Below are 20,216 nucleotides of genomic sequence, written 5' to 3'. Positions count from 1 at the left end.
CGCCATGTCACGTCGTTGGCTGGACCCGGGCCTGTTGCTCGTGAGTGCAGTGGCCTTGCTGTTTGGCGGGGTCGCCTATGCCGCGCAGCAGCCTGCCTGGGCGGCGCTGATCTGGGCGGGAGGCAGCAGTGTGATGGCCCTGGTGCTGGCCGTGGAGATCGCCAGGCGCCTGGCCAGGCGCGAAGCTGGCATCGATCTCATCGCCCTGGTGTCGATCCTGGCGGCGCTGTGGCTGGAGCAGATGCTGGTCGGTGCGGTGGTCGCGCTGATGCTGGCGACCGGGCGTGCATTGGAGGCGCTCAGCCTGCAACACGCCGAGCGCGAACTGCGGGCCTTGATCGAGCGGGCTCCCCAGCGTGCCTGGATTCAAGAAAACGACGGGCTGCGTGAAGTACCCGTGGACGAAGTTCAGCCCGGTCAAATCGTATGGGTGCGCCTGGGCGAGGTGGTGCCGGTCGATGGTCGTCTGCTGAGCGATCAGGTGATACTGGATGAGGCTGCGCTCACGGGCGAGTCCTTGCCGGTCACACGCTATTGCGGTGAGCTTCTGGCCAGTGGCGTGACCAACACCGGCGCGCCAGTGCTGTTACTGGCCACGCGCACGGCAGCGCAGAGCACCTATGCTGGCATCGTACGTCTGGCCGAAACGGCGCGTCGATCTCGCGCGCCTTTCGTTCGCTTGGCCGATCGTTACGCCTTGGGCTTCATTGCGCTGACGTTGCTGGTCGCGGGGGCCGCCTGGTGGCTCAGTGGCGATGTGTATCGCGTGCTCGCAGTGTTGGTGGTCGCCACCCCCTGTCCGCTCATATTGGCCGTGCCCATCGCCATCATCTCCGGTATTTCCAGGGCCGCGCGACGCAACATCCTCGTGCGGGATGGCCAGGTTCTGGAAGCGCTTGCCGGGATCCGGCAGGTCTTTCTGGACAAGACCGGTACCTTGACCGGTGGTCATGCCCAGATGCAATCGATCGAGCTCCAGGGTGAAGGGCTGCCGCTGCAGCTTCTGCAGTGGGCCGCCTCGCTGGCACAGGCCTCTTCGCACCCGATCGCCCAGGCCATTGTCCAGGCCGCTCGCGTGCGCGGTTTGTCGCTGACACCTCCTCAGGATGTGCAGGAGACTCCCGGGCAGGGGCTTGCCGGCACCGTGCAGGGGCATGCCGTGCGCTTGGGAGCGGTGGGCTATGTGCAAGGCGAAGCGCAAAGCGATGCCTGGGCGCAGGCGCGCTTGCAGCAGCTGGATTACCTGGCCAGCAGTGGCAGTTTTGTCGCGATCGACGGTCAACTCAAAGGGATGATCAGGCTGGCCGACAACCTGCGCCTGGAAGCACCCCAGAGCCTGCGCTTGCTCCGTAACCGAGGTATCGAAAAGATCGTCATGCTGACGGGGGATCGTCTGGAAACGGCACAGGCAATCGCACTGACTGCGGGCATCGACGAACTGCATTCTGGCCTGACGCCCGAGGACAAGGTGCGCCTGGTGCAGGAAGGCTGCCGCCGCGAGCCAACGCTGATGGTCGGCGATGGCATCAATGATGCTCCAGCCCTGGCCGCTGCCGATGTCGGCGTGGCCATGGGGGCGTCTGGCGTCACCGCTTCGGCACAGGCGGCGGGTGTGGTGCTGCTGGTGGACCGATTCGACCGGCTGGTCGAAGCACTGGATATTGCCCGGCATGCCGTGCACATCGCGCGGCAAGGCGTGTGGGCCGGGATGAGCCTGTCGTTGCTGGCCATGCTCATCGCCGCGGCAGGCTATCTGCCGGCCTTGCTCGGCGCCATCCTGCAGGAAGGGATCGATCTGCTGATCATCGGCAATGCCCTGCGCGCATTGGGACCCTGGCCCGGTAGGCGGCGCGCCGGCATCGACGTCGCCGCGATCGATCGGCTCCAGGATGAGCACCGGCAACTGGAGGGGGTGCTAACGGACCTGAGCCAGATGGCTCGCGACTTTTCCAGTCGTCCTTTCGACAAGGCACAGGCCGACTTGAGCAACTTGGTCGCTGCTCTGCACAACCTGCTGGAGCGTCACGAACGCGATGACGAACGCCGGCTCTACCCGCTGCTTAGCCGCTTCATGCCAGGTGATGATCCACTGTCGACCATGAGCCATACCCATCGCGAAATCTTTCGCCTGATTCATCTGCTGTCGCGTATGAGCGAAGATTTCAGCCAGGCAACGCGAGCTCCAAGTGCTGAAGAGATACAGCAACAGCTTGTTCGTCTGGACACCCTGGCCAAGCTTCACTTCGACCAGGAGGACGCGCTGTATCGCTCCTTGGATCGACGCTGAGCTTGGGTGTGAGCGGTTGCTGTATCAGGTGTCCTGCAATTGCTCGGCACGCAGCAGTGTCTGACCGGTGCTGATCAGGTCGTCGAAAACGATGACGGTTCTGCCGGCCACGTCACCTATCAGATGCTCGCCCCTCAGCCCTGCCTTGGCCAGCATCAAGCCTAAACGGTGCGCCACCGCATTCAACCGTGAATGGCCAGAATGCTGGAATGGACCTTGTACAGGGCCTGCTCGGTGGTGCTGCCGACAACCTTGGTGCGCCCTTCATGGTAGAGCGTTCCCATCACCACCACGTCGAAACCCTGTTGATTGGCGAACTCGCTGACGACTTTGCTGGCGGGTCCGCGCACCAGATGCAGGTGATCCTGCCGAATGCTTTGGTCGGCACCCAGCTTTGCCAGACGCTCGCGTGCGCGGCCGGTCATTTCCTCGACCAGCGCCTCGGTCCAGGCCACAGGGGCGGCTGCATAGGCAACGAAGCTGGGGCTGGGTTCGTATGCCTGAAGCAGGTGCAGTTGCGCTTTACAGCGCTGCGCAAGGGTGTGTGCCGCTTGCAAGATGCGATCGTTGAGTTTCTGGATCGTTGGGCCGTTCTCGGCCAGTTCCACAGCGGCAATGACACGTGTTGGCAGCGTGGGCTCGGCATGGGCCACCAGGTGTAGAGGGATCGGGCAACGACGCAGCAACTGCCAATCTAGTGGCGTGAGCAGGGCGCGGCTCAGGGCGGTTTCGTGCTTGATGTCCTTGATCACCATTTCCACACGATGCAGTTGGGCCAGGTGAATCAAGTCCTTCAGCGGATCGTCTTCGTCCACGGTTTCGGCGTAGGCGGTGATGCCGAGCGCCCCCAGCGCCGCGACCTGTTCAGCCAGCCAGGCCTTGCGATGCTCGGCGTCCTGCTTGCGGGCATTGCTGCGCAGTACCTGGTCCAGCGTCGCCAAGCGGCTTGGCAGTTGGCTCAACACCACAAGGTGCAGAGTAGCCCCCGTGCCACTGGCCAGCGCTTGCGCGCGGGCCATGGCGGGCGAGGGGTGCAGGTCTGGATGGCAGATCAACAGGAGTCGCGAATAGGTAGTCATGATGGCCTCCTCGGCGATGGCAGCCTTGAGCAAGGCGCATCGGTACAGGCCAAGGGTGACGTATCGGGCCTTTCAAGCCTTGATTTTTATCAAGCTTGCGCCAGCACCTGCTCTGATAATGACGGGGCTGCGAGTGTCGACCCTCGTCTCGGGAGGTGGCCTATGAGCCCGTACCGCCGGATTCTCTTGATCATGACCCAGCCCGAGTCATGTCCGGCCGCCTTGCTTCGGGCGCTGGCGTTGGCGGATGCTTCGGGCGCGGCGTTGCATGTACTGGCTGTCTATGAGCCCACGGAGCTGCGATTGCACCACGAACTGCAGCAACCCCCGGCAGCGACAGCATCGTTCGTGCATTTCAATGCCGAGCTCAATGCGTTGCTCGACGAGCAGTGCGCCCACCGGCCCCGTCCATCGTTCGAGGCCGTGCAGACCCTCAACCCGCGTGATTTCCTCCCCGCCTATATTGCGAAGTTCGCACCTGACCTGGTGATCAAGGATTGCCCCGCCAGCTCGATGTTTGGGCAGATCGCGCAGGCCTCGCTCGACTATGCGTTGTTGCATGCCTGCCAAGGGCTGTTCCAGTTCGTGCCGGTCAATGCGCCGGCCATGCCGGCCCAGGTGTTGATTGCAGTGGATGTGGCCAGTCCCGAGCCTGCTCAGCACGTGCTCAACCACCGGTTGATAGAGGCCGGTCAGCAACTGGCGCTCCAGTGCAATGGGCACGCGCACCTGTTGTCGGCCTACGACCTGCCCATGGCCATGCTGGCCAATGCAGAGCTCGCCGAGCCATGGGCACAGGAGGTGCGAGCGTCACTGCGGGTACCGTTCGATACCTTGGCCGATGCGCACGGTATTGCCTATTCGCATCGGTACTTCGTCGAGGGGGCGCCACTTCGCATCATCAAGGCGCATATCAGCTCGCTGATGATCGATGTGGTCGTGGTGGGCGTGGTGCAGCCCAAGCGTTGGGCCAAACTGATTGGGGACACCACCGAAAGACTCATCGGCAGTGCCCCCTGCAGCATTCTGGCGGTCAAGCCGACACCTGCGGTCTGACACGGTGCTATGTGCACGGCCATGGCGCACCAGCTCAATACAAAAGTCGACTTCATAGGGAGGAACGTGGCACTCGATGATGTCCTGTGCGGTCACCCTGGTGGCCGGTCGCACGGCCGCCCGGGGGCTAATGCGCACCGACAACCCCCTTGGCATGCCTTGGCAACGCGACCGAAATCAAGGCCGCCAGCAGCACGAAGGCGCAGGAGATCCACAGGCACGCCTGTAGGCCATACGCCTGGAACACCCACCCCGAGAGCAGTGTGCCGATCAGCCGCCCCAGGGCGTTGGACATGTAGTAGAAGCCCACATCCAGCGATACGCCGTCTTCCTTGGCATAGCTGACGATCAGATAGCTGTGCAGCGACGAATTCACCGCAAACAGCACGCCGAACAGCATCAGCCCGCCGAGCAGCACGACCTGGGGTGGCGCCCCGGCAGTCAGGCCCAAGGCGATCAGCGCGGGCACGCCAGCGAGGGCGGTGGCCCAGGCCAAGGCCGCCCGGCCGTCGGGGACATGACCGCGCGCCTTGCCGGTGAGGCGAGGGGCAAGCGATTGGACGATGCCATAGCCGATGATCCAGCTGGCCAGGAAGCCGCCGACCTGCCAGAAATCCCAGCCAAAGGCGGTGCTCAGGTACACCGGCAGTGCCACGACGAACCACACATCGCGGGCGCCGAAGAGAAACAGTCGTGCGCCCGAGAGTAGGTTGATCGCCCGGCTCTTGGACAGCAGGTCGCGGAATTTCGGTTTGGCCTTGGCCTTGCCCAGATCCTTTTGCAGCAGGATCAGGCTGGCGAGCCAGATCAAGGCCAGTACTGTCGCCATGGCCAGCACCGCCTGGGTGAAGCCGAGCAGGGCAAGCAGTGCGCCGCCAAGGAAGAACCCCACGCCCTTGAGCGCGTTTTTCGAGCCCGTGAGTAGGGCAACCCATTGGTAGAGAGTGCCTTGCTGGCTGTCCGGTACCAGCAGCTTGATAGTGCTTTTGGCACTCATCTTGTTGAGGTCCTTGGCGATGCCGGACAGCGCCTGGGCGGCCATCACCCAAGGCACCGTCAGCCAGGCGGCCGGCACCGTGAGCATCAGCAAGGCCAGCACCTGCAGGCCCAGGCCGATGTTCATGGTGCGGTTGAGCCCCAGACGGGCGCCCAGGTAGCCGCCCACCAGGTTGGTGATCACCCCGAACACTTCGTAGAACAGGAACAGCGCCGCGATCTGCAGCGGCGTGTAGCCCAGTGCATGGAAGTGCAGCACCACCAGCATGCGCAAGGCGCCGTCGGTGAGGGTGAAAGCCCAGTAATTGCCGGTCACCAGCAGGTACTGACGGACTTGCGAAGACAGGGCAGACAACGCCTTCATGATCGCTGCTTACTCCGCCGTGCCGACCAGCCGGGCCAGCTCCGCTGCGCGGTTGGCATAGCCCCATTCGTTGTCGTACCAGGCGTAGACCTTCACCTGGGTGCCGTTGACCACCAGCGTCGACAAGGCATCGATGATCGAGGAGCGTGGATCGGTGCGGTAGTCGATGGACACCAGGGGGCGTTCTTCATAACCCAGGATGTCCTTGAGCGGGCCTTCGGCGGCTGCCTTGAGCAGCGCGTTGACTTCTTCGGCCGTGGTCGCACGCTCCACTTCGAACACGCAGTCGGTCAGCGAGGCGTTGGCCAGCGGGACGCGCACGGCATGGCCGTTCAGCTTGCCGCGCAGTTCGGGGAAAATCTCGGCGATCGCAGTGGCCGAGCCAGTGGTGGTGGGAATCAGGCTCATGCCCGAGGCGCGGGCACGACGCAGGTCCTTGTGCGGCGTGTCGAGAATGCTCTGGGTGTTGGTCAAGTCGTGGATGGTGGTGATCGAGCCGTGGCGGATGCCCAGGTGCTGGTGAATCACCTTGACCACCGGCGCCAGGCAGTTGGTGGTGCAGGAGGCGGCGGTGACGATGCGGTGCTGCGCCGGATCGAACAAGTGCTGGTTGACGCCCATCACCACGTTCAACGCGCCGCTTTCCTTCACCGGGGCACAGACCACCACGCGTTTGACGCCTTGGTCGAGGTAGGCCTGGAGCACGGCCACCGATTTCATCTTGCCGCTGGCCTCGATCACCAGGTCGCAGCCCGACCAATCGGTGTCGGAGATCGTCTTGTTGGCGGTGACTTTGATGCGCTTGCCCTCGATCACCACCGAGTCGCCTTCGGCATTGGCTTGACGGTGCCAGCGTCCGTGGACCGAGTCGAAGTTGATCAGGTGGGCGTGGGTTTCAGCGTCGCCGGCCGGGTCATTGATCTGCACGAACTCGAATTCTGGCCACTCCCAGGACGCACGCAGCGCCAGACGACCAATACGTCCAAAACCATTGATGCCTACTTTGATTGTCATGTTCTTGTGCTCGTAGTGCGGTAAACCCACCTCCGACGGAAGTGAGGAAGGTCATGAGGGGGTCAGATAGAACGTTGATTGACGCGCTTGGACAGTTCCTCGGCCGACTCCTTGCGCTCGGAGTAGCGGTCGACCAGGTAATCGGCGCGGTCGCGCAACAGCAGGGTGAATTTCACCAGTTCCTCCATGACATCGACGACGCGGTCGTAGTACGCAGACGGCTTCATGCGCCCGGCTTCGTCGAACTCCAGGTAGGCCTTGGGCACTGACGACTGGTTAGGGATGGTGAACATGCGCATCCAGCGGCCGAGCACACGCAACTGGTTCACCACGTTGAACGACTGCGATCCACCGCAGACCTGCATCAGTGCAAGGGTCTTGCCCTGGGTCGGACGTACCGCGCCCATGCTCAAAGGAATCCAGTCGATCTGCGACTTGAACACGCCGGTCATTGCGCCGTGGCGCTCAGGCGAGCACCAGACCATGCCTTCGGACCAGAGCACCAGTTCGCGCAGTTCCTTGACCTTGGGATGATCGTCCGGGGCGTCATCGGCCAGCGGCAGGCCTGAGGGGTTGAAGATGCGCGTCTGGGCACCGAAGTGTTCCAGCAGGCGGGCCGCTTCTTCGGTCAACAGCCGGCTGAAGGAGCGCTCGCGGGTCGATCCGTAGAGCAGCAGGATCCGTGGTTTGTGCGTGGAGGTCTGCACGCGCGCCAGTTTGTCCACGGTCGGCAGGTCAACGAGTGCGTTGTCCAGGTTGGGAATAGGGTGTTCGTTCATGATTTCACTCTTGGCAGAGGGACGGCGTTCTTTGCTCGCACGCCAATGGTGGCAATCAGCAGCAGGAGGCGAGGCGCTGGGGCCGCTCGCCCATGACATCCAGGCGTCGAGTGCTGGTGCTGAGCCATTCGCGGTTGGCCTCCAGCGTGGTTGCCAGCACTTCGCGTACCCAGGCGGGCAATGCGGGATGTAACCGGTAATACACCCATTGGCCTTGGCGGCGGTCTTCCAGCAGGCCACAGGTGCGAAGTTGCGCCAGGTGGCGGGAGACCTTGGGTTGGCTTTCATCCAGGGCGCAGATCAGTTCGCACACGCAGAGTTCTTCCTCGCGGGCAATCAGCAGCATCATGCGCACACGGTTCTCGTCGGCGAGGCACTTGAAAACCTGGGTGGGCGACAAAGGGTCAATCATGGCGGTTCTCATGGGCTGACGAGCACGAGTTTCGAGGGATATATGATTTTGTGAATATACGCCTTATCGAATATATCTCAAGCCCCCGCTGATCAGAGGCAGAGCTCAGCGGGGCGGTCAGGCGCCAAGGGCCTGGCCACCTCGTCCGGCATTGGCCGGCGACCGCTCAGCGCATGTGAAGGATGATCGGGCTGCTGCTGGCCGGGTCGGTGTGTTCGCGCAGCTTGGCGACCGCCTGGGCCTGCACTGCACCGCCCCGATTACCCCAGGCGCTGCGCATGAAAGTCAGGACATCGGCAATCTGCCGGTCCGACAGCTGCTCGCGAAACGCCGGCATGCGGTAAGCGTCCGGTTGGCCTTGGGCGACGACCCGTTGCGAGCCGTTGAGGGTGATGTTGATGGCCGAGGCGTCTTCCTCCGCCAGCGCCGAGGTGGCCCCGGCCAGGGGCGGCATCCATTCGGGCTGGCCCTTGCCATCGAGGCCGTGGCAGGAGGCGCAGTGGGTCAGGTAGGTCTGGGCGCCTGGGGTGTCCAAGTGCGTGGCAGGCAAGGCCTGGTATTGCCAGGGCGCACCGTCGCGCTCACGGTCGCCCGGCAATGACTTGAGATAGCGCGCGATCGCCGTCAGGTCCTCGTCGTTCATGAACTGGCTGGAGTTGTTGAAGGCTTCGGTCATCGAGCCGAATACCACGGCATGCTGGTTTCGCCCGGTCTTGAGGAACTGCACGATGTCCGCCTCGCTCCAGCGCCCAAGGCCGGTGTTGTGGTCGCCGCGCAGGCTCGGGGCATACCAGCCATCGAGCAGGGCACCGGCCAGGAACGGCGCACCTCGCTCATCCAGGGCCTTCTCGTTGAAGGCCAGGCCCCGAGGGGTATGGCAACTGCCGCAATGACCGGGGCCCTGGACGATATAGGCGCCGCGGTTCCACAGTGCATCCTGTGCGGGTTTGACCGCATAGGGTGTGGTGGGCGAGAACAGGCCGTTCCACAGGGCGATGGGCCAGCGCAGGTTGAGCGGCCAGGGAATGTCGCTCTGGATGTTGGCCTGGTTGACGGGCGGTACGCCGTGCATGAAGAAGGCATACAGCGCCCTGACGTCATCGTCGCTGAGCTTGGCGTAAGAGGGGTAGGGCATGGCCGGGTACAGCCGTCGGCCTCCTGGCGCGACGCCCTGGCGCACGGCGCGGTCGAAGTCAGCCAGGCTGTAGGTGCCAATGCCGGTCTGCCGGTCGGGGGTGATGTTGGTGGCATGGATCGAGCCCAGCGGCGTGGCCATTTCCAGACCGCCAGCGAATGGCTTGCCCGCCGGCAGGCTGTGGCAGGCGACACAGTCGCTCAGGCGAGCGACGTACTCGCCACGACTGACCAGCGCAGCGTCCGGTGGCGCCTCGCCGGCCAGGGGCGAGGCTGGCTCACGGGTGACATACCAGGCCAACAGGCCTGCCGCAGCCAGGCACGGCAGGGCCAGCCAACGGGCGGCGGTTGCGAGTCGACGGTTGTGCATGGGTGGCCCCTGGGCGTCAGCTGAAGGTATAGCGACTGAGCGGCATGCTGCGAATGCGCTGACCGGTCAGCCGTGCCACCGCGTTGGCCACGGCAGGCGCCACCGCTGGTAGCGGGGGCTCGCCGATCCCGCCCATCTTCGCGCCGCTCTCGATGATGCGCACATGCACCCTCGCCATGCGCGAAGGCGGCAGCACCGGATACAGGTCGTAATTGCGCGCCCGCGGCATTCCGTTTTGCCATACCGCTTCCTCCAGCAGCACCTGGGACAGCCCCAGGGCCACCGCGCCGTTGACCTGGGCTTCGATGATCGCCGGGTTGACGATGCTGCCCGGGTCGATCGCCTGCCAAATGTCGTGCACCTTGACCTGGCCGTTCTCGATCGACACCTCGGCGATCACCGCCGCCTCGGAGCCGAATGGCGAGGCCATGGCCACGCCACGGGCGCGCGTGCTGCCATCCTCGGCCGTGAACGGACCGCGCTTCCAACCGCCGGACAACTCGCCGACCGCCTGCAGTAATGCGGTCAAGCGCGCGTTGCCCTGCAGCAGGTGCAGACGCAACGCGTAGGGGTCCTGGCCGCCCTTGTCGGCCAGTTCGTCGAGAAAGGCTTCGTAGAAGAAGTCGTTGAGCGAATTACCCACCGAACGCCAGTAGCCGAGCATGGCCGGCCCTTTGACGTAGATCTGGGCGATGCGCGTGTTGGCGATGGCGTAGGCCTTGCCCGACAGCCCCTCGAGCGCTGTAGGGTCCAGTTGCTCGCCCTGTTTGCCGGCGATGGCTTCGGTAGGACCCTCGGTGGCGCTCACTGCTTCAAGCGCCACCGGCAGCCCTCTGTCATCGAGCCCGGCGCGGAACTTGACCACGGCGACGGGGCGTAGCACATCGCGCAGGAATTCTTCCTCGCGGCTCCAGATCACCTTGACTGGGCGGCCGACCGCCTTGGCCAGCGCGATGGCTTGCGGGTAGGGGTTGGCCGAGTCATAGAGAAAATGCCGACCGAAAAAGCCGCCGAGCAGAGGCGAGTGCAGGGTGATCCGCGCAGGGTCGAGCCCGGTGCGTTTGGCGATGTCGTCGCGGAACATGTCTGGCGCCTGGTTGGGCAGCCACACCTCCAGCGAACCGTCCGGGTTGAAGCGCGCGGTCGCCGAGGGCGGCTCCAGCTGGGCATGGTTGAGGTACTGATTGTGGTAGGTGGCCTCGACGGTGGTCTTGGCGCTGGCCAGGGCCGCAGCTACATCACCATGTTTTTCGTCATCGCGGCCTGGACCTGGTTGGGCTGCCAGGTGCTCGCGCCAGGCATCGCTGGAAAAATCCTTGGGCATGGGCCGTACCGTCGCGTCGGGCCCCGGCTCCTGCCAGTCGACCTGAAGCGCCTCGGCTGCACGCTTGGCGTACCACCAACGCTCGGCGACCACTGCGACCGCACCGGGCAGTAGGTGCACGGAATGTACGCCTTTCATGGCCTTGACCTGGGCTTCGTTGCGGATGCCGCCAGGGGTCATGCCCAGACGTGGCGCATGCTGCACGGCGGCCTGGAGCATGCCGTCGAGGTGGATGTCGATGCTGTACTGGGCCTTGCCGGTGGACTTGTCGTAGGCATCGACGCGCTTGACCGGCTTGCCGATCCAGCGGAACTGGCTGGGGTCGCGCAGCGGGACACTGGCCGGGTCCGGCACGGGCAGGTCCATGGCGCGTCCGGCCAGCTCGCCATAGGTGATGCTGCGCCCAGAGGCGCCATGGACGACCTTGCCAGGCTCGGTGGAGAGTTCGCCCACCGGCACGTCGAAGTGCTCGGCGCCGGCCTGCAGCAGCATGGCGCGGGCCATGGCGCCGAGACGGCGCATGGTCGGGTAGCTCATGCGCACCGACATGCTGCCGCCGGTGATGCGCATGCCGTTTTCCATCACCACGTAGGCTTCGCCAGGTGGGGCGCTGTCGACCACGAACGTGGCCGGGTCGGCATCCAGTTCCTCGCCGACGATCTGCGCCATGGCGGTGTAGGTGCCTTGGCCGCCTTCCATGAACGGGCTGAGCAGGCGCACGGTGTTGTCCGGGCGAATCTCCAGGAAGGCCGGTACCTGGGTGCCGCGTTCAGTGCCGGTGGCTGTGGCCGCCTGCACCCTGGGTGAACCCAGGGGCAGGCCGAAGCCCAGCACCAGTGCACCGACGGCGGTACCGGCGAGAAAACGCCGGCGCGACAGGTTGACGGTTGCACCGAGCGTCAGGCTCAGCAGGTCTTCGGGGAGCTCCAGGGGCGTTTTCATCAGGCTTTACCCCCTTGGGCCAGGTCGTGCATGGCGGCGTGGATGGCGTTGTAGGTGCCGCAGCGGCACAGGTTGACCATCGCCGCGTTGATCTGCTCGTCGCTGGGCGTGGGCGTGTGCTTGAGCAGCGCGGTGGCCGCCATCACCTGGCCGGACTGGCAATAGCCGCACTGGGCCACCTGGTGCTCGACCCACGCCGCCACCATGCGCTTGCCGACCTCATCGGCCTCGATCGCCTCGATGGTGGTCACCTCCCGCCCGACCACACCGGCCACCGGCGTGACGCAGGCGCGCACCACGTTGCCGTCGACCAGCACCGAACAGGCGCCGCACTGGGCCAGGCCGCAGCCGTATTTGGTGCCGGTCAGCCCCAGGTCGTCGCGAATCACCCACAGCAGCGGCGTGTCGGCTTCGGCATCGACCTGGTAGGTCTTTTGGTTGATTTTCAGCTCCATGGCTCACCTGTAATCAGTCGGTTGATGTGTCGATTCTCGTCGGCAGGAGGGCAGGGCACCCAATCAGGAAACGCTAGCACAGGCGCAGCGCAGCTCGAGGGCGGCAGCATTAGACCGATGCTGGACGATCATTAGCCTGATTGCAGGGTAGCCCACCGGTTGTCTGATTCAGTTCTCATTCCTGCCCATGGAGGTTGCATGCCAGGGCGGTTTCGATAGGGTGGCGCTCTGGACAGGAGTCGCAGGAGGCCGACATGCGTATCAGGGGTAATGTGTTTTGGAACTGGGCTGATGCGACCCTTCATCATCGAACGCATCAGGAGGCGCTCGACGATGGCACCTGTATCGATGTGCAGGTAAGGCTGTCGCGCACCGGGGCCACGCAGTTGTTCATCGGTGTGTATGCACGTGGCGGCAAGGCCTTGCACGAAGAAGCGTTCGATGCTCGCCCAGGCGAGACCATGACCCGGGCGCTGGCCTGGGGGGTGGGCCGCGCCAGGTGGATAGCCGGCGAGCGCGTCGCGGTCCCCGCCTGCGCCAAGTGACCGACACCCCGCGGCGCGGCCGGTGCGCTGCCATTTATCGGCCACCACGAACCGACGTAGCGGGCGATGACTCCACACAGGGCAAGTCTTTGTATTCCATCGACTGATGAGGCCCGACAATGAATGCCATCGAACTGCTGATCCAGGATCATGAAACCGTCAAGAAACTGCTCGAGGAACTGTCCAGCACCACCGAGCGCGCCGTGAAAAAGCGCAGTGAGTTGCTCGCCCGCATCGAACAGGAGCTGCAGATCCATACCGCGCTCGAAGAGCAGATCCTCTACCCGGCCATCAAGCAGGCCGGGGGCAAGGAAGAGGAGAAAATGTACTACGAGGCCAAGGAGGAACACCGCACCGTCGACTCGCTGGTCTTGCCCGACTTGCTGCAGACCGACACTGGCACCGTGGAGTTCGCAGGCAGGGTCAAGGTGATGAAGGAGCTGCTGGAGCACCATATCGAGGAGGAGGAAGGCGAGCTCTTTCCGACTGCCAAGAAGCTGCTGGGCAAGCAGGCGCTCGAGGAGATGGGCGTCGCCATGCAGGCCCACAAGAAAATGCTAAAGGCCGACCAGAGCGCCGCCTGACGCCCATACGCGACCGGGTAGCCGGTCGCGTTTCATTTTCTCGACAGGAGCGCCGTCCATGGCCAGTCATCTGTTTCTGATCAGCTACATCCTCGATAACCAACCAGGCACCTGCGAAATGCGCAGCGACGAACAGGACATCAGCGTGGAAAGCGCGCGCAGCTATCTGCAGGGGCTGCATCGCGGCGAGTCATCGTCGTTCACCGATGTACAGGTGCAGCGCATCGAGCATGAACATGAGCCGGGCACATCCCCGGCCCACTACCAACAACCCTGAGCGGTGTGGCCGGATGGTAGTCCGCACCGGCGACCGCCCTGAGGAACGCCCGGTCGGCCAGCCGGCGCAGGTCGCGCCATTCGGTCCACTCCACCAACCCGAGTCGGTCCATTTCATCCGCTTGGCGCAACAGCGTCTCGTGGTAGGTGCTGGGGCAGTCCTGGCGTAGCGTGTGATCGTCGAACAGGGCGAACCAGCAATCGATCGCCAGGCGCTTGCGTCGCTCCCGCTCCAAAGGCTCGTTGAATGCATTCATGGCCGTTTTCCTGCGCGCTTTGGCAATCGAGCCCGAGAGCGGGGCCAAGGTTCATTGCGAGCGTTCCGGCGGTCGTTTGGGGCGACTGTATCAAGCGTGTGAATCTCGAATGAATTTTCTTTCCCTGCCCCTGCTCCATAGGCTTGGAACCACTGAGGAGGCTTGTGATGGCAGGGCAGCAATTGTTTGTGATCGAGTACGAACTCCATGGCGAGTACCGCACGTTCATCATCCGCCTGGGGCGCATGGACAATGCCGAGGCCTGGCATTGGGCCTGTTGCGATGCGGGCGTGGGCATCATCCCACGGTTCGGCCAGCACACGATCAAGAAGGTCAGCCGACCCATGGCCGAGCGCTACGGCCTGGCCAACGTGCGTTGGCGTCCAGCGGGGCAGGGGCCCGAATTCGTCGCCCCGCCCATCGATGTGAAGAAGTTCAACGGCTCATGAGCCCGGGGGCACGTCATCATGGAAATCGATCCGCTACTCCACGCACTGCTGCTGGCCCGCGGACCGGGCGGGCAGGAGGATGAAGTCCGGCACATCTGCCAGCGTGAACTGGCTCGTCACTGCGACGAAACCCGCATCGATCGCGCCGGCAACGTGCTCGGCGTGCTGCGCGCAACCCAGCCTTGCGAGCCTGAACAGAGCATCCGATTGATGGCGCACATGGATGAGATCGCCATGATCGTGAAGCGCGTGAAGACCGACGGCACGCTCGAAGTACTGGCACTGGGAGGCGCGCAACCGATCAGTTTTGGCGTGTGCCCGGTGGAGCTGCTCGGCGACCAGCAGTGCCTGCCGGGCGTGCTCTCCTATGGCTCGATGCACAACAGCGGCCGCTCCACCAATGGTCGCGAAGTCCTGTCTGGTGACGTGCATTGGCAGGACGTGCACGTGGTCACACGCCAGGATACCGCTGCACTGGAACGCGCCGGGATCAGGCCTGGCACGCGGGTCGTGCTCAGCCGGCACTGGCGTCAACCCTACGCGGTCAACGACTGCATCGCGGCGCATTTTCTCGATGATCGCGCGCCGGTTGCAGCGCTGCTGGGCTGTGCCCGTGATCTTAAGGCACGCCGCGCCGGGCTGCGCCAGGATGTCTGGTTCGTCTTCACCACCCTGGAGGAAGAGTCCAACGCCGGAGCCATGTACGCCGCGGCGCGCCTGCCGGGCGATACTACCGTGGCAGTCGAAGTGGGCCCGGTGCTGGACGAGTACGGTACCCGGTTGAGCGCCGACCCGATCATCAATACCGGGGATCAAAAAGGTCTCTACAGCCGTAGTGTCGTCCATGGGCTGACGGCGGCGGCGCAGCGCGCCGGGTACAGGCCGCAAGCCGCCTTGCTGGTGGATTTCGCCAGTGACGCGAGTGCGGTCATGAGCGCGGGTGTCGCGGCGCAGGCAGGCTGCCTGGCCATTCCCACGGAGAACACCCATGGCTTCGAGATGATCCATGGCGATGGCATCACGGCCTGTGCAGCGACGTTGGTGGAATACGCGCTGGCGCCGCAAACCCCATCAGCCCCCCACAATCCACGTTGAACCCTCTCCCAGGAGCGACCGGTGCCGCGCATCATCACCCCCGCAACCCCAGAGCACGAAATCAGCGAGCGCAATGCCAAGCTGTTCGGTTCTCCCAAGGAGCGTCTGGATTTCTACCGCCGGGAAATCCAGTACGAGACTAGCATCCTGGCCAACCGCACCGATGCCTTTCTTGCGGCCCAGTCGTTTCTGGTCATCGCGTTCGTGTCCTCCATGGGCAATCTCAATCCGGACTGGGGGGCGGCGTTCACCTTGATCGTGCCGCCGTTTCTCGCCTTGTTGGGGGCGTTGAGTTCGTTGAGTGCCTGGCCGGGCATCCGCGCGGCCTACAAGATCATCGACCATTGGCAGTTCAAGCAGAGCCACCTGCTGCGCAGCGAGCCCTTGATGGGGTTGGCTTATGACGAGTCACCCCTGTTTTGCGAGACGGAAATCTCGCGACCTGGGTATCGCAAGTCATTGCTGTTTTCGTTGCGCACTCCTTGGGTATTCCTGGTGTTCTGGCTGGCCCTAGGGGGTTATGCGGTGGCAATCCAGGTGTTGTGATGTGCGCGGGGCCTGGCAGTCGAAGCGAGGCCGCGTGGCGCCTTTAGCGTAGCCGCATGCCCACCTGTCGGTTCGACAGAGTCGAGGCGGGGAACTGGCTTTCACAAGCAGTACCCATCATCCCAAAGAGGCAACGCAACATGACATCCATTACCGACAATCTGCTCGACTGGCTGCGAGATGCCCATGCCATGGAACAGCAAGCCGAGAGCATGCTCAAAGGGCAGGCTGAACGCCTCGAGCATTACCCCACCCTCAAGGCACGGATCGTCCAGCACATCGAAGAAACCCAAGGGCAGCAGCGCGTGCTGGTCGAGTGCATCGAGCGCCTGGGCGGAAGCACTTCGGTGTTCAAGGACATGGCAGCCAAACTCATGGCCTTCGGGCAGGCAGTGGGCGGCATGGCCATGAGCGACGAGGTGGTCAAAGGGGCCATGGCCGGCTATGTCTTCGAAAACATGGAGATCGCCTCGTACACCGTGTTGATCGAGGCGGCGGAGGCGGCCGGCGACAGCGCCACCGCACAGGCCTGTAGGTCGATTCTCAAGGAAGAAGTGGCCATGGCCGAATGGCTGAAGGACCATCTGCCGGAAGTGACCCGGGCCTTCCTGGCCCGGTCCGCCGATCCGGATGCCGAAGCCAAACGCTGAAGCCAATCACCCGCACCGGCGTTTTGCCCGGTGCGGGTCCCCATCCTACTCCTGACCGTTGTTGACCTTGCCAAGCTCCGCCCCGGTCAGAGGCTGGGCCTGGGGGTTGGACATCGTCCTGGTTTTCATCGCGTCCAATGCGGTTTGCGACTGCGCGTCGAGCTGTACCGAGGCCTCGCCATCGCCGCCATCCACAGCCGGTTGAGGCTGTTCCACATAGACCCAGTCTTGTCCTTCATTCCAGGCCCCGCGCATTTCGCCACCTTTGGAAAGGTTGAAGTACGTGTTGTTGAACTCAGGATCTCCTGGCAGCTTGCCTTGTGGGAAGTTGGGCTGAATGGCATGCAGGGCTTTTTCGAAAGACAGTTGGTGAGCGATTTCCCGACTCATGAGAAAGCCCAGGGCATCCTTGATGCCGGGATCGTCCGTGACATTGATCAGCCGCTCGTAGACGATCTTGGCACGGGCTTCGGCGGCGATGTTGGAGCGAAGATCTGCAGTGGGTTCGCCAATGGTATCGATGTAGGCCGCCGACCAGGGCACACCGCCGGAATTGACCAAGGGTGCGCCGGCGCCATAGAGCAGGCTGGTGATATGCGAGTCGTTACCGGCACCGGTCAGCGAGCGGTAGAGCTCGCCTTCGGCCTCGATGCCCTCGGCCAGTTGGCCTTTGGCGCCCTTGTTGAGCATCACCACGATCGAGCCGATGATTTCCAGGTGGCTCAGTTCCTCCGTGGCGATATCGAATAGCAGGTCCTTGCGCCCTGGGTCATCCTCGCTCACGGCCTGGGTGAAATAGCGCATGGCGGCGGCCAGTTCCCCTTGGGGGCCGCCAAACTGTTCGAGCAGCAGATTGGCCAGTCCGGGATTGGGCTGCGCCACCCGCACGGTGTACTGCAGACGTTTGTTGTGCATGAACATTGGAATGTGCCTCATCAACAGCGCCGGGGCGGCAGAACCGCCCCGGCAATCGGTTGGAAGTTAGCGGTCGTCGTCGCTTTTACGGCCGCCCCCATGGCTGTGCTGGCCGCCTACGCGACCGGCTTCGGAGGCCTTTTCACGGTCGTTGGCGAAATTGCCGCCGGACGCCTGGCCGCCTTTCTTGCCGGCCTCAGAGGCACGTTCAGGGTCGTTCTTGAAATTGCCCCCGGACATTTGGCCGCCTTTGTGACCGGCTTCGGCGGCGCGCTCAGGATCGTTCTTGAAATTGCCACCGGACGCCTGGCCACCTTTATGCCCAGCTTCAGAAGCTTTCTCCCGGTCGTTGGCGAAGTTGCCTGGGTTGGTGTTGGCGCTGCCGCCTTGGTTGCTTTGTTTGTCTTGGTTGTCAGCCATGATCTTTCACCTCATGTCATCTACACAGGAAGGTCTGTGTCTAGTAGTGACAAGGGCGAGGCATTGCGCCTCGCAAAAGGAATTGGAATTTGCTGACGGGTTGCTTTAAGGATTGACGGACCGGCGTTTGAGGTGCCAAAGCCAATAACCCTGGCTTGTCTCGCACTGCTTTCGGGTGCGCAGGTTGTTGCTTTACGGATGACCTTCGCGCAAGTATTCGCAAGGCGCTGGCACTGTGGTGAGATCGATTGGTATGTGTCCCTTCGCTTGAACGGGGCGTCAGGTGTGCAGGTCTTCAGGGAAGAAGCGTCAGTCGGCGCTGCCGATACCCGAACCTTTGCCCAGAACACCCGGTATGCCTGCAAAGAAAAACCGCACAGCCAAAGCCCGCGCCACGATCGTCTGTCTACGCAACGGAAAGGTCCTGCTCGTACGCAAGAAAGGCGCGAGGTGGAACCTGCCAGGCGGCGTCATCGAACCGGGCGAGACGCCGGAAGAGGCCGCTATCAGAGAGTTGCGCGAGGAAGCCTCTTTGCACTGCCAGGGCTTGCATGCGTTGTGTACATTGCCGGTTGGCAATGTGCTTCATCACATCTTCACCATCAACCTCGGCGAGCGGACACGGCCGGTGCCCAGCAACGAAATCGTGGCCTGCAAATGGGTGCTGCGCAGCGTGCTGGGCCGTATGCAATTGAGCAGCACCGCCGCTGCCTTGTTGGCCAAGGAGCTGCCGGTGTTGTCGGCACCGGTGTGACAGCGCCGGCCCATTCATCCGCGCTCAACGAAGCTGTCTGAACTTTACGCCGCCGTGCGCCTTCCTCTGTTCACACCTGTGGTTTTTTCGAATCGCAAGAGGAGGCGGATATGAGTGATCCTGTCACGTATTTCTGGATCGCCCTGGTGGCGATCATTCTGCTGGTCGATCTCTGGGCCATCGTCAGCGTGTTCCGCAGCGACAAGTCCGACGGCACCAAAGTGCTGTGGTCGTTGCTGCTGGTGCTGTTCCCAGTGATCGGGCTGGCCATCTGGGGCGTTGCCGGGCCGCGCGGCATCAAGCGTGGCACCGGACCGACTTCGCCTGAGCACAGCAAAGGATAGGAGGGGACGATGACCCAAGCTACCCACGAACCTGCCAAGCGCCCGCCCAAGGGTGAGGCCGAACGCGACAACGACGCCCATCGTCCTGATGGCTCGACCGGTACTGCGCACGACTCGACGGCGCAAAAGGCCGCGCGGGACAAAGGCAAACGCCACTGAGCCTGCCCAAGTTGGGCATGGTTAAAGGTCTACCCACGCTTGGCGCGAGGCCTGCAGTTGGGTCTTGATCCAGTTGGTGAAGGCAAGGACCGCAGGCCGCTCGCATTTCTGCGGATCGGTGACAAGGTAATAGCCTCGGTGAGAGTGGATGACGATATCGAACGGGCGCACCAGCAAGCCTTTGGCCATGGAGTCGCCGCACAGCAGGTTGTCTCCCATGGCCACGCCCTGGGCGGCGATGCAGGCCGCCTGGGCGCAGTGTGCATCGGAAAACACAATGCCGGTCGCCACGTTGAGTTCCGGCGTGTTCGCCGCCGCCTGCCACACCCGCCAATCGCTGTAGTCGCTCATGTGCAACAGCGGGAACGCTGCCAGATCCTGCGGCGTCTTGAGTCCACCCAGGGCGTTGATCAGCCGTGGGCTGCACACCGGAAAGTAGTTTAGTGCCGCGATCTGTTCGACCTTCATTTCAGGCCAATCGCCAATGCCGTAGGAAATGAACAGGTCGGCGGTGTGATTGCTGACATCGTCTGCCGACGTCGGCGTGACCATGTGCAACTGAACCTGGGGATACTCCTTCACGAAACCGCCAATGTGATGGCACAGCCAGTAGGTCGAAAAGCCTGAGCTGCAACTGATGCACAGCTTGCCGTAGACCTCCTGGTCATCGACTCGTCGTCCGGCATCTTCGAGGTTGGCCAGAAACCGTTGTATCTCCCGCGCGTAGCGTTCGCCTCGAAACGTCAGCGAAATACCTCGGCCCTGTCGCTCGGTGAGGGCGAAGCCGAGGGTTTCTTCCATACCGGTGATCTGGTGGCTGATCGCGCTGCGGGTAAGGTTCAGTTCAAGGGCCGCCGCCGTTACGCTGCCCAATCGGGCAACCGCTTCCAGAGCGCGTAACGCGGGCATCGAGGGCAGTCGCATGGGGGTCTCCAAACACTGAATGTTGAGCAAATATAAACATTAATGGCGAAATAAATCGATTGTCGTATTTGTGGAGTCAACAATAC

Annotated in this window: 23 protein-coding genes and 1 pseudogene; 12 read left to right on the top strand and 12 right to left on the bottom strand. The window is 63.3% G+C overall.

Annotation, left to right across the window (positions count from 1 at the left end):
• The first annotated feature begins 4 nt into the window (after positions 1-4).
• Positions 5-2,287 (top strand): heavy metal translocating P-type ATPase, encoded by a 2,283-nt coding sequence (locus AB1N67_RS14460; RefSeq protein WP_102081465.1) that lies wholly within the window; start codon positions 5-7, stop codon positions 2,285-2,287.
• Between the two features lie 39 nt (positions 2,288-2,326).
• Here the strand turns inward: AB1N67_RS14460 and AB1N67_RS14455 are convergent.
• Positions 2,327-2,434: pseudogene (locus AB1N67_RS14455) on the bottom strand (ribose-phosphate pyrophosphokinase); the annotation flags it as partial.
• 35 nt (positions 2,435-2,469) lie between these two features.
• Positions 2,470-3,366, bottom strand: coding sequence for a universal stress protein (locus AB1N67_RS14450; RefSeq protein ID WP_332773182.1), 897 nt, complete (start codon positions 3,364-3,366; stop codon positions 2,470-2,472).
• Positions 3,367-3,528: 162 nt separating this feature from the next.
• On the opposite strand from AB1N67_RS14450, the gene AB1N67_RS14445 reads away from it, so the two are divergent.
• Positions 3,529-4,422 (top strand): universal stress protein, encoded by an 894-nt coding sequence (locus tag AB1N67_RS14445; RefSeq protein ID WP_102081466.1) that lies wholly within the window; start codon positions 3,529-3,531, stop codon positions 4,420-4,422.
• A gap of 127 nt (positions 4,423-4,549) precedes the next feature.
• Here AB1N67_RS14445 and arsJ read toward each other — a convergent pair whose 3' ends face one another.
• The 7 genes from arsJ to AB1N67_RS14410 form a co-directional block, all read right to left on the bottom strand.
• Positions 4,550-5,782, bottom strand: a complete 1,233-nt coding sequence (gene arsJ, locus AB1N67_RS14440; RefSeq protein ID WP_367863098.1) for an organoarsenical effux MFS transporter ArsJ — start codon at positions 5,780-5,782, stop codon at positions 4,550-4,552.
• 9 nt (positions 5,783-5,791) lie between these two features.
• The gene (locus tag AB1N67_RS14435) at positions 5,792-6,796 is read right to left on the bottom strand and encodes an ArsJ-associated glyceraldehyde-3-phosphate dehydrogenase (protein WP_043209030.1); all 1,005 of its coding nucleotides are present in this window, start codon (positions 6,794-6,796) and stop codon (positions 5,792-5,794) included.
• Between the two features lie 62 nt (positions 6,797-6,858).
• The gene (gene arsH, locus AB1N67_RS14430; protein WP_043209028.1) at positions 6,859-7,575 is read right to left on the bottom strand and encodes an arsenical resistance protein ArsH; all 717 of its coding nucleotides are present in this window, start codon (positions 7,573-7,575) and stop codon (positions 6,859-6,861) included.
• A gap of 55 nt (positions 7,576-7,630) precedes the next feature.
• Positions 7,631-7,987, bottom strand: coding sequence for a metalloregulator ArsR/SmtB family transcription factor (locus tag AB1N67_RS14425; RefSeq protein ID WP_043209026.1), 357 nt, complete (start codon positions 7,985-7,987; stop codon positions 7,631-7,633).
• Positions 7,988-8,153: 166 nt separating this feature from the next.
• Positions 8,154-9,491, bottom strand: a complete 1,338-nt coding sequence (locus AB1N67_RS14420; protein WP_367863097.1) for a cytochrome c — start codon at positions 9,489-9,491, stop codon at positions 8,154-8,156.
• 16 nt (positions 9,492-9,507) lie between these two features.
• The gene (locus AB1N67_RS14415; protein WP_367863096.1) at positions 9,508-11,757 is read right to left on the bottom strand and encodes a molybdopterin cofactor-binding domain-containing protein; all 2,250 of its coding nucleotides are present in this window, start codon (positions 11,755-11,757) and stop codon (positions 9,508-9,510) included.
• A complete protein-coding gene (locus tag AB1N67_RS14410; RefSeq protein WP_367863095.1) occupies positions 11,757-12,212 on the bottom strand; it encodes a (2Fe-2S)-binding protein in 456 nt (151 codons plus the stop codon). Before AB1N67_RS14410 ends, AB1N67_RS14415 begins: the two co-directional genes overlap by 1 nt.
• 254 nt (positions 12,213-12,466) lie before the next feature.
• Between AB1N67_RS14410 and AB1N67_RS14405 the strand changes: the two genes are divergently transcribed.
• From AB1N67_RS14405 to AB1N67_RS14375, 7 genes are all read left to right on the top strand, one after another.
• Positions 12,467-12,757 carry a hypothetical protein gene (locus AB1N67_RS14405; RefSeq protein ID WP_090344628.1) on the top strand — a complete coding sequence of 97 codons (291 nt, stop codon included), beginning with the start codon at positions 12,467-12,469 and terminating at the stop codon, positions 12,755-12,757.
• A gap of 119 nt (positions 12,758-12,876) precedes the next feature.
• Positions 12,877-13,341 carry a hemerythrin domain-containing protein gene (locus tag AB1N67_RS14400; protein WP_043209016.1) on the top strand — a complete coding sequence of 155 codons (465 nt, stop codon included), beginning with the start codon at positions 12,877-12,879 and terminating at the stop codon, positions 13,339-13,341.
• A 58-nt stretch (positions 13,342-13,399) separates the two neighbouring features.
• On the top strand, positions 13,400-13,618 hold the full coding sequence (locus tag AB1N67_RS14395; protein ID WP_332773170.1) for a hypothetical protein: 219 nt from the start codon (positions 13,400-13,402) through the stop codon (positions 13,616-13,618).
• Positions 13,619-14,041: 423 nt separating this feature from the next.
• The gene (locus AB1N67_RS14390) at positions 14,042-14,323 is read left to right on the top strand and encodes a DUF6555 family protein (RefSeq protein ID WP_043209012.1); all 282 of its coding nucleotides are present in this window, start codon (positions 14,042-14,044) and stop codon (positions 14,321-14,323) included.
• 18 nt (positions 14,324-14,341) lie between these two features.
• The gene (locus AB1N67_RS14385; RefSeq protein WP_043209011.1) at positions 14,342-15,418 is read left to right on the top strand and encodes a M28 family peptidase; all 1,077 of its coding nucleotides are present in this window, start codon (positions 14,342-14,344) and stop codon (positions 15,416-15,418) included.
• Between the two features lie 21 nt (positions 15,419-15,439).
• Positions 15,440-15,964 carry a hypothetical protein gene (locus AB1N67_RS14380; protein WP_090344633.1) on the top strand — a complete coding sequence of 175 codons (525 nt, stop codon included), beginning with the start codon at positions 15,440-15,442 and terminating at the stop codon, positions 15,962-15,964.
• A 140-nt stretch (positions 15,965-16,104) separates the two neighbouring features.
• Positions 16,105-16,614 (top strand): ferritin-like domain-containing protein, encoded by a 510-nt coding sequence (locus AB1N67_RS14375; RefSeq protein ID WP_043209008.1) that lies wholly within the window; start codon positions 16,105-16,107, stop codon positions 16,612-16,614.
• 45 nt (positions 16,615-16,659) lie between these two features.
• On the opposite strand, the gene AB1N67_RS14370 is transcribed toward AB1N67_RS14375, so the two are convergent.
• Both AB1N67_RS14370 and AB1N67_RS14365 read right to left on the bottom strand, forming a co-directional pair.
• Positions 16,660-17,535, bottom strand: a complete 876-nt coding sequence (locus tag AB1N67_RS14370; RefSeq protein WP_043209006.1) for a manganese catalase family protein — start codon at positions 17,533-17,535, stop codon at positions 16,660-16,662.
• A gap of 60 nt (positions 17,536-17,595) precedes the next feature.
• Positions 17,596-17,949, bottom strand: a complete 354-nt coding sequence (locus AB1N67_RS14365) for a general stress protein (protein WP_367863094.1) — start codon at positions 17,947-17,949, stop codon at positions 17,596-17,598.
• A 355-nt stretch (positions 17,950-18,304) separates the two neighbouring features.
• On the opposite strand from AB1N67_RS14365, the gene AB1N67_RS14360 reads away from it, so the two are divergent.
• From AB1N67_RS14360 to AB1N67_RS14350, 3 genes are all read left to right on the top strand, one after another.
• Complete coding sequence (locus tag AB1N67_RS14360) at positions 18,305-18,703, top strand: NUDIX domain-containing protein (protein ID WP_043209002.1); 399 nt, start codon at positions 18,305-18,307, stop codon at positions 18,701-18,703.
• Between the two features lie 110 nt (positions 18,704-18,813).
• Positions 18,814-19,047: a PLD nuclease N-terminal domain-containing protein gene (locus AB1N67_RS14355; protein WP_043209000.1), complete on the top strand. Its 234-nt coding sequence runs from the start codon at positions 18,814-18,816 to the stop codon at positions 19,045-19,047.
• A gap of 9 nt (positions 19,048-19,056) precedes the next feature.
• Entirely contained in the window at positions 19,057-19,206 is a 150-nt protein-coding gene (locus AB1N67_RS14350) for a hypothetical protein (RefSeq protein WP_168166359.1), read from the top strand.
• Between the two features lie 21 nt (positions 19,207-19,227).
• Here AB1N67_RS14350 and AB1N67_RS14345 read toward each other — a convergent pair whose 3' ends face one another.
• Positions 19,228-20,130: a LysR substrate-binding domain-containing protein gene (locus AB1N67_RS14345; RefSeq protein WP_102081474.1), complete on the bottom strand. Its 903-nt coding sequence runs from the start codon at positions 20,128-20,130 to the stop codon at positions 19,228-19,230.
• Between the last annotated feature and the right edge of the window lie 86 nt (positions 20,131-20,216).

It is taken from the genome of Pseudomonas guariconensis (assembly GCF_040822035.1).
Classification (GTDB): Bacteria; Pseudomonadota; Gammaproteobacteria; order Pseudomonadales; family Pseudomonadaceae; genus Aquipseudomonas; species Aquipseudomonas guariconensis.
Note: the sequence above shows the minus strand (reverse complement) of the source record. Positions and strands in the feature narration are given on the sequence as shown.

Excerpts from the sequence above, each read along its gene's own strand:
- AB1N67_RS14415 (WP_367863096.1), bottom strand. The coding sequence starts at position 11,757 with ATGAAAACGCCCCTGGAGCTCCCCGAAGACCTGCTGAGCCTGACGCTC.
- AB1N67_RS14410 (WP_367863095.1), bottom strand. The coding sequence starts at position 12,212 with ATGGAGCTGAAAATCAACCAAAAGACCTACCAGGTCGATGCCGAAGCC.
- AB1N67_RS14405 (WP_090344628.1), top strand. The coding sequence starts at position 12,467 with ATGCGTATCAGGGGTAATGTGTTTTGGAACTGGGCTGATGCGACCCTT.
- arsJ (WP_367863098.1), bottom strand. The coding sequence starts at position 5,782 with ATGAAGGCGTTGTCTGCCCTGTCTTCGCAAGTCCGTCAGTACCTGCTG.
- AB1N67_RS14450 (WP_332773182.1), bottom strand. The coding sequence starts at position 3,366 with ATGACTACCTATTCGCGACTCCTGTTGATCTGCCATCCAGACCTGCAC.
- AB1N67_RS14365 (WP_367863094.1), bottom strand. The coding sequence starts at position 17,949 with ATGGCTGACAACCAAGACAAACAAAGCAACCAAGGCGGCAGCGCCAAC.
- AB1N67_RS14355 (WP_043209000.1), top strand. The coding sequence starts at position 18,814 with ATGAGTGATCCTGTCACGTATTTCTGGATCGCCCTGGTGGCGATCATT.
- AB1N67_RS14400 (WP_043209016.1), top strand. The coding sequence starts at position 12,877 with ATGAATGCCATCGAACTGCTGATCCAGGATCATGAAACCGTCAAGAAA.
- AB1N67_RS14385 (WP_043209011.1), top strand. The coding sequence starts at position 14,342 with ATGGAAATCGATCCGCTACTCCACGCACTGCTGCTGGCCCGCGGACCG.
- AB1N67_RS14390 (WP_043209012.1), top strand. The coding sequence starts at position 14,042 with ATGGCAGGGCAGCAATTGTTTGTGATCGAGTACGAACTCCATGGCGAG.
- AB1N67_RS14370 (WP_043209006.1), bottom strand. The coding sequence starts at position 17,535 with ATGTTCATGCACAACAAACGTCTGCAGTACACCGTGCGGGTGGCGCAG.
- AB1N67_RS14460 (WP_102081465.1), top strand. The coding sequence starts at position 5 with ATGTCACGTCGTTGGCTGGACCCGGGCCTGTTGCTCGTGAGTGCAGTG.
- AB1N67_RS14445 (WP_102081466.1), top strand. The coding sequence starts at position 3,529 with ATGAGCCCGTACCGCCGGATTCTCTTGATCATGACCCAGCCCGAGTCA.
- AB1N67_RS14435 (WP_043209030.1), bottom strand. The coding sequence starts at position 6,796 with ATGACAATCAAAGTAGGCATCAATGGTTTTGGACGTATTGGTCGTCTG.
- AB1N67_RS14345 (WP_102081474.1), bottom strand. The coding sequence starts at position 20,130 with ATGCGACTGCCCTCGATGCCCGCGTTACGCGCTCTGGAAGCGGTTGCC.
- arsH (WP_043209028.1), bottom strand. The coding sequence starts at position 7,575 with ATGAACGAACACCCTATTCCCAACCTGGACAACGCACTCGTTGACCTG.
- AB1N67_RS14420 (WP_367863097.1), bottom strand. The coding sequence starts at position 9,491 with ATGCACAACCGTCGACTCGCAACCGCCGCCCGTTGGCTGGCCCTGCCG.
- AB1N67_RS14425 (WP_043209026.1), bottom strand. The coding sequence starts at position 7,987 with ATGATTGACCCTTTGTCGCCCACCCAGGTTTTCAAGTGCCTCGCCGAC.
- AB1N67_RS14350 (WP_168166359.1), top strand. The coding sequence starts at position 19,057 with ATGACCCAAGCTACCCACGAACCTGCCAAGCGCCCGCCCAAGGGTGAG.
- AB1N67_RS14360 (WP_043209002.1), top strand. The coding sequence starts at position 18,305 with ATGCCTGCAAAGAAAAACCGCACAGCCAAAGCCCGCGCCACGATCGTC.
- AB1N67_RS14395 (WP_332773170.1), top strand. The coding sequence starts at position 13,400 with ATGGCCAGTCATCTGTTTCTGATCAGCTACATCCTCGATAACCAACCA.
- AB1N67_RS14375 (WP_043209008.1), top strand. The coding sequence starts at position 16,105 with ATGACATCCATTACCGACAATCTGCTCGACTGGCTGCGAGATGCCCAT.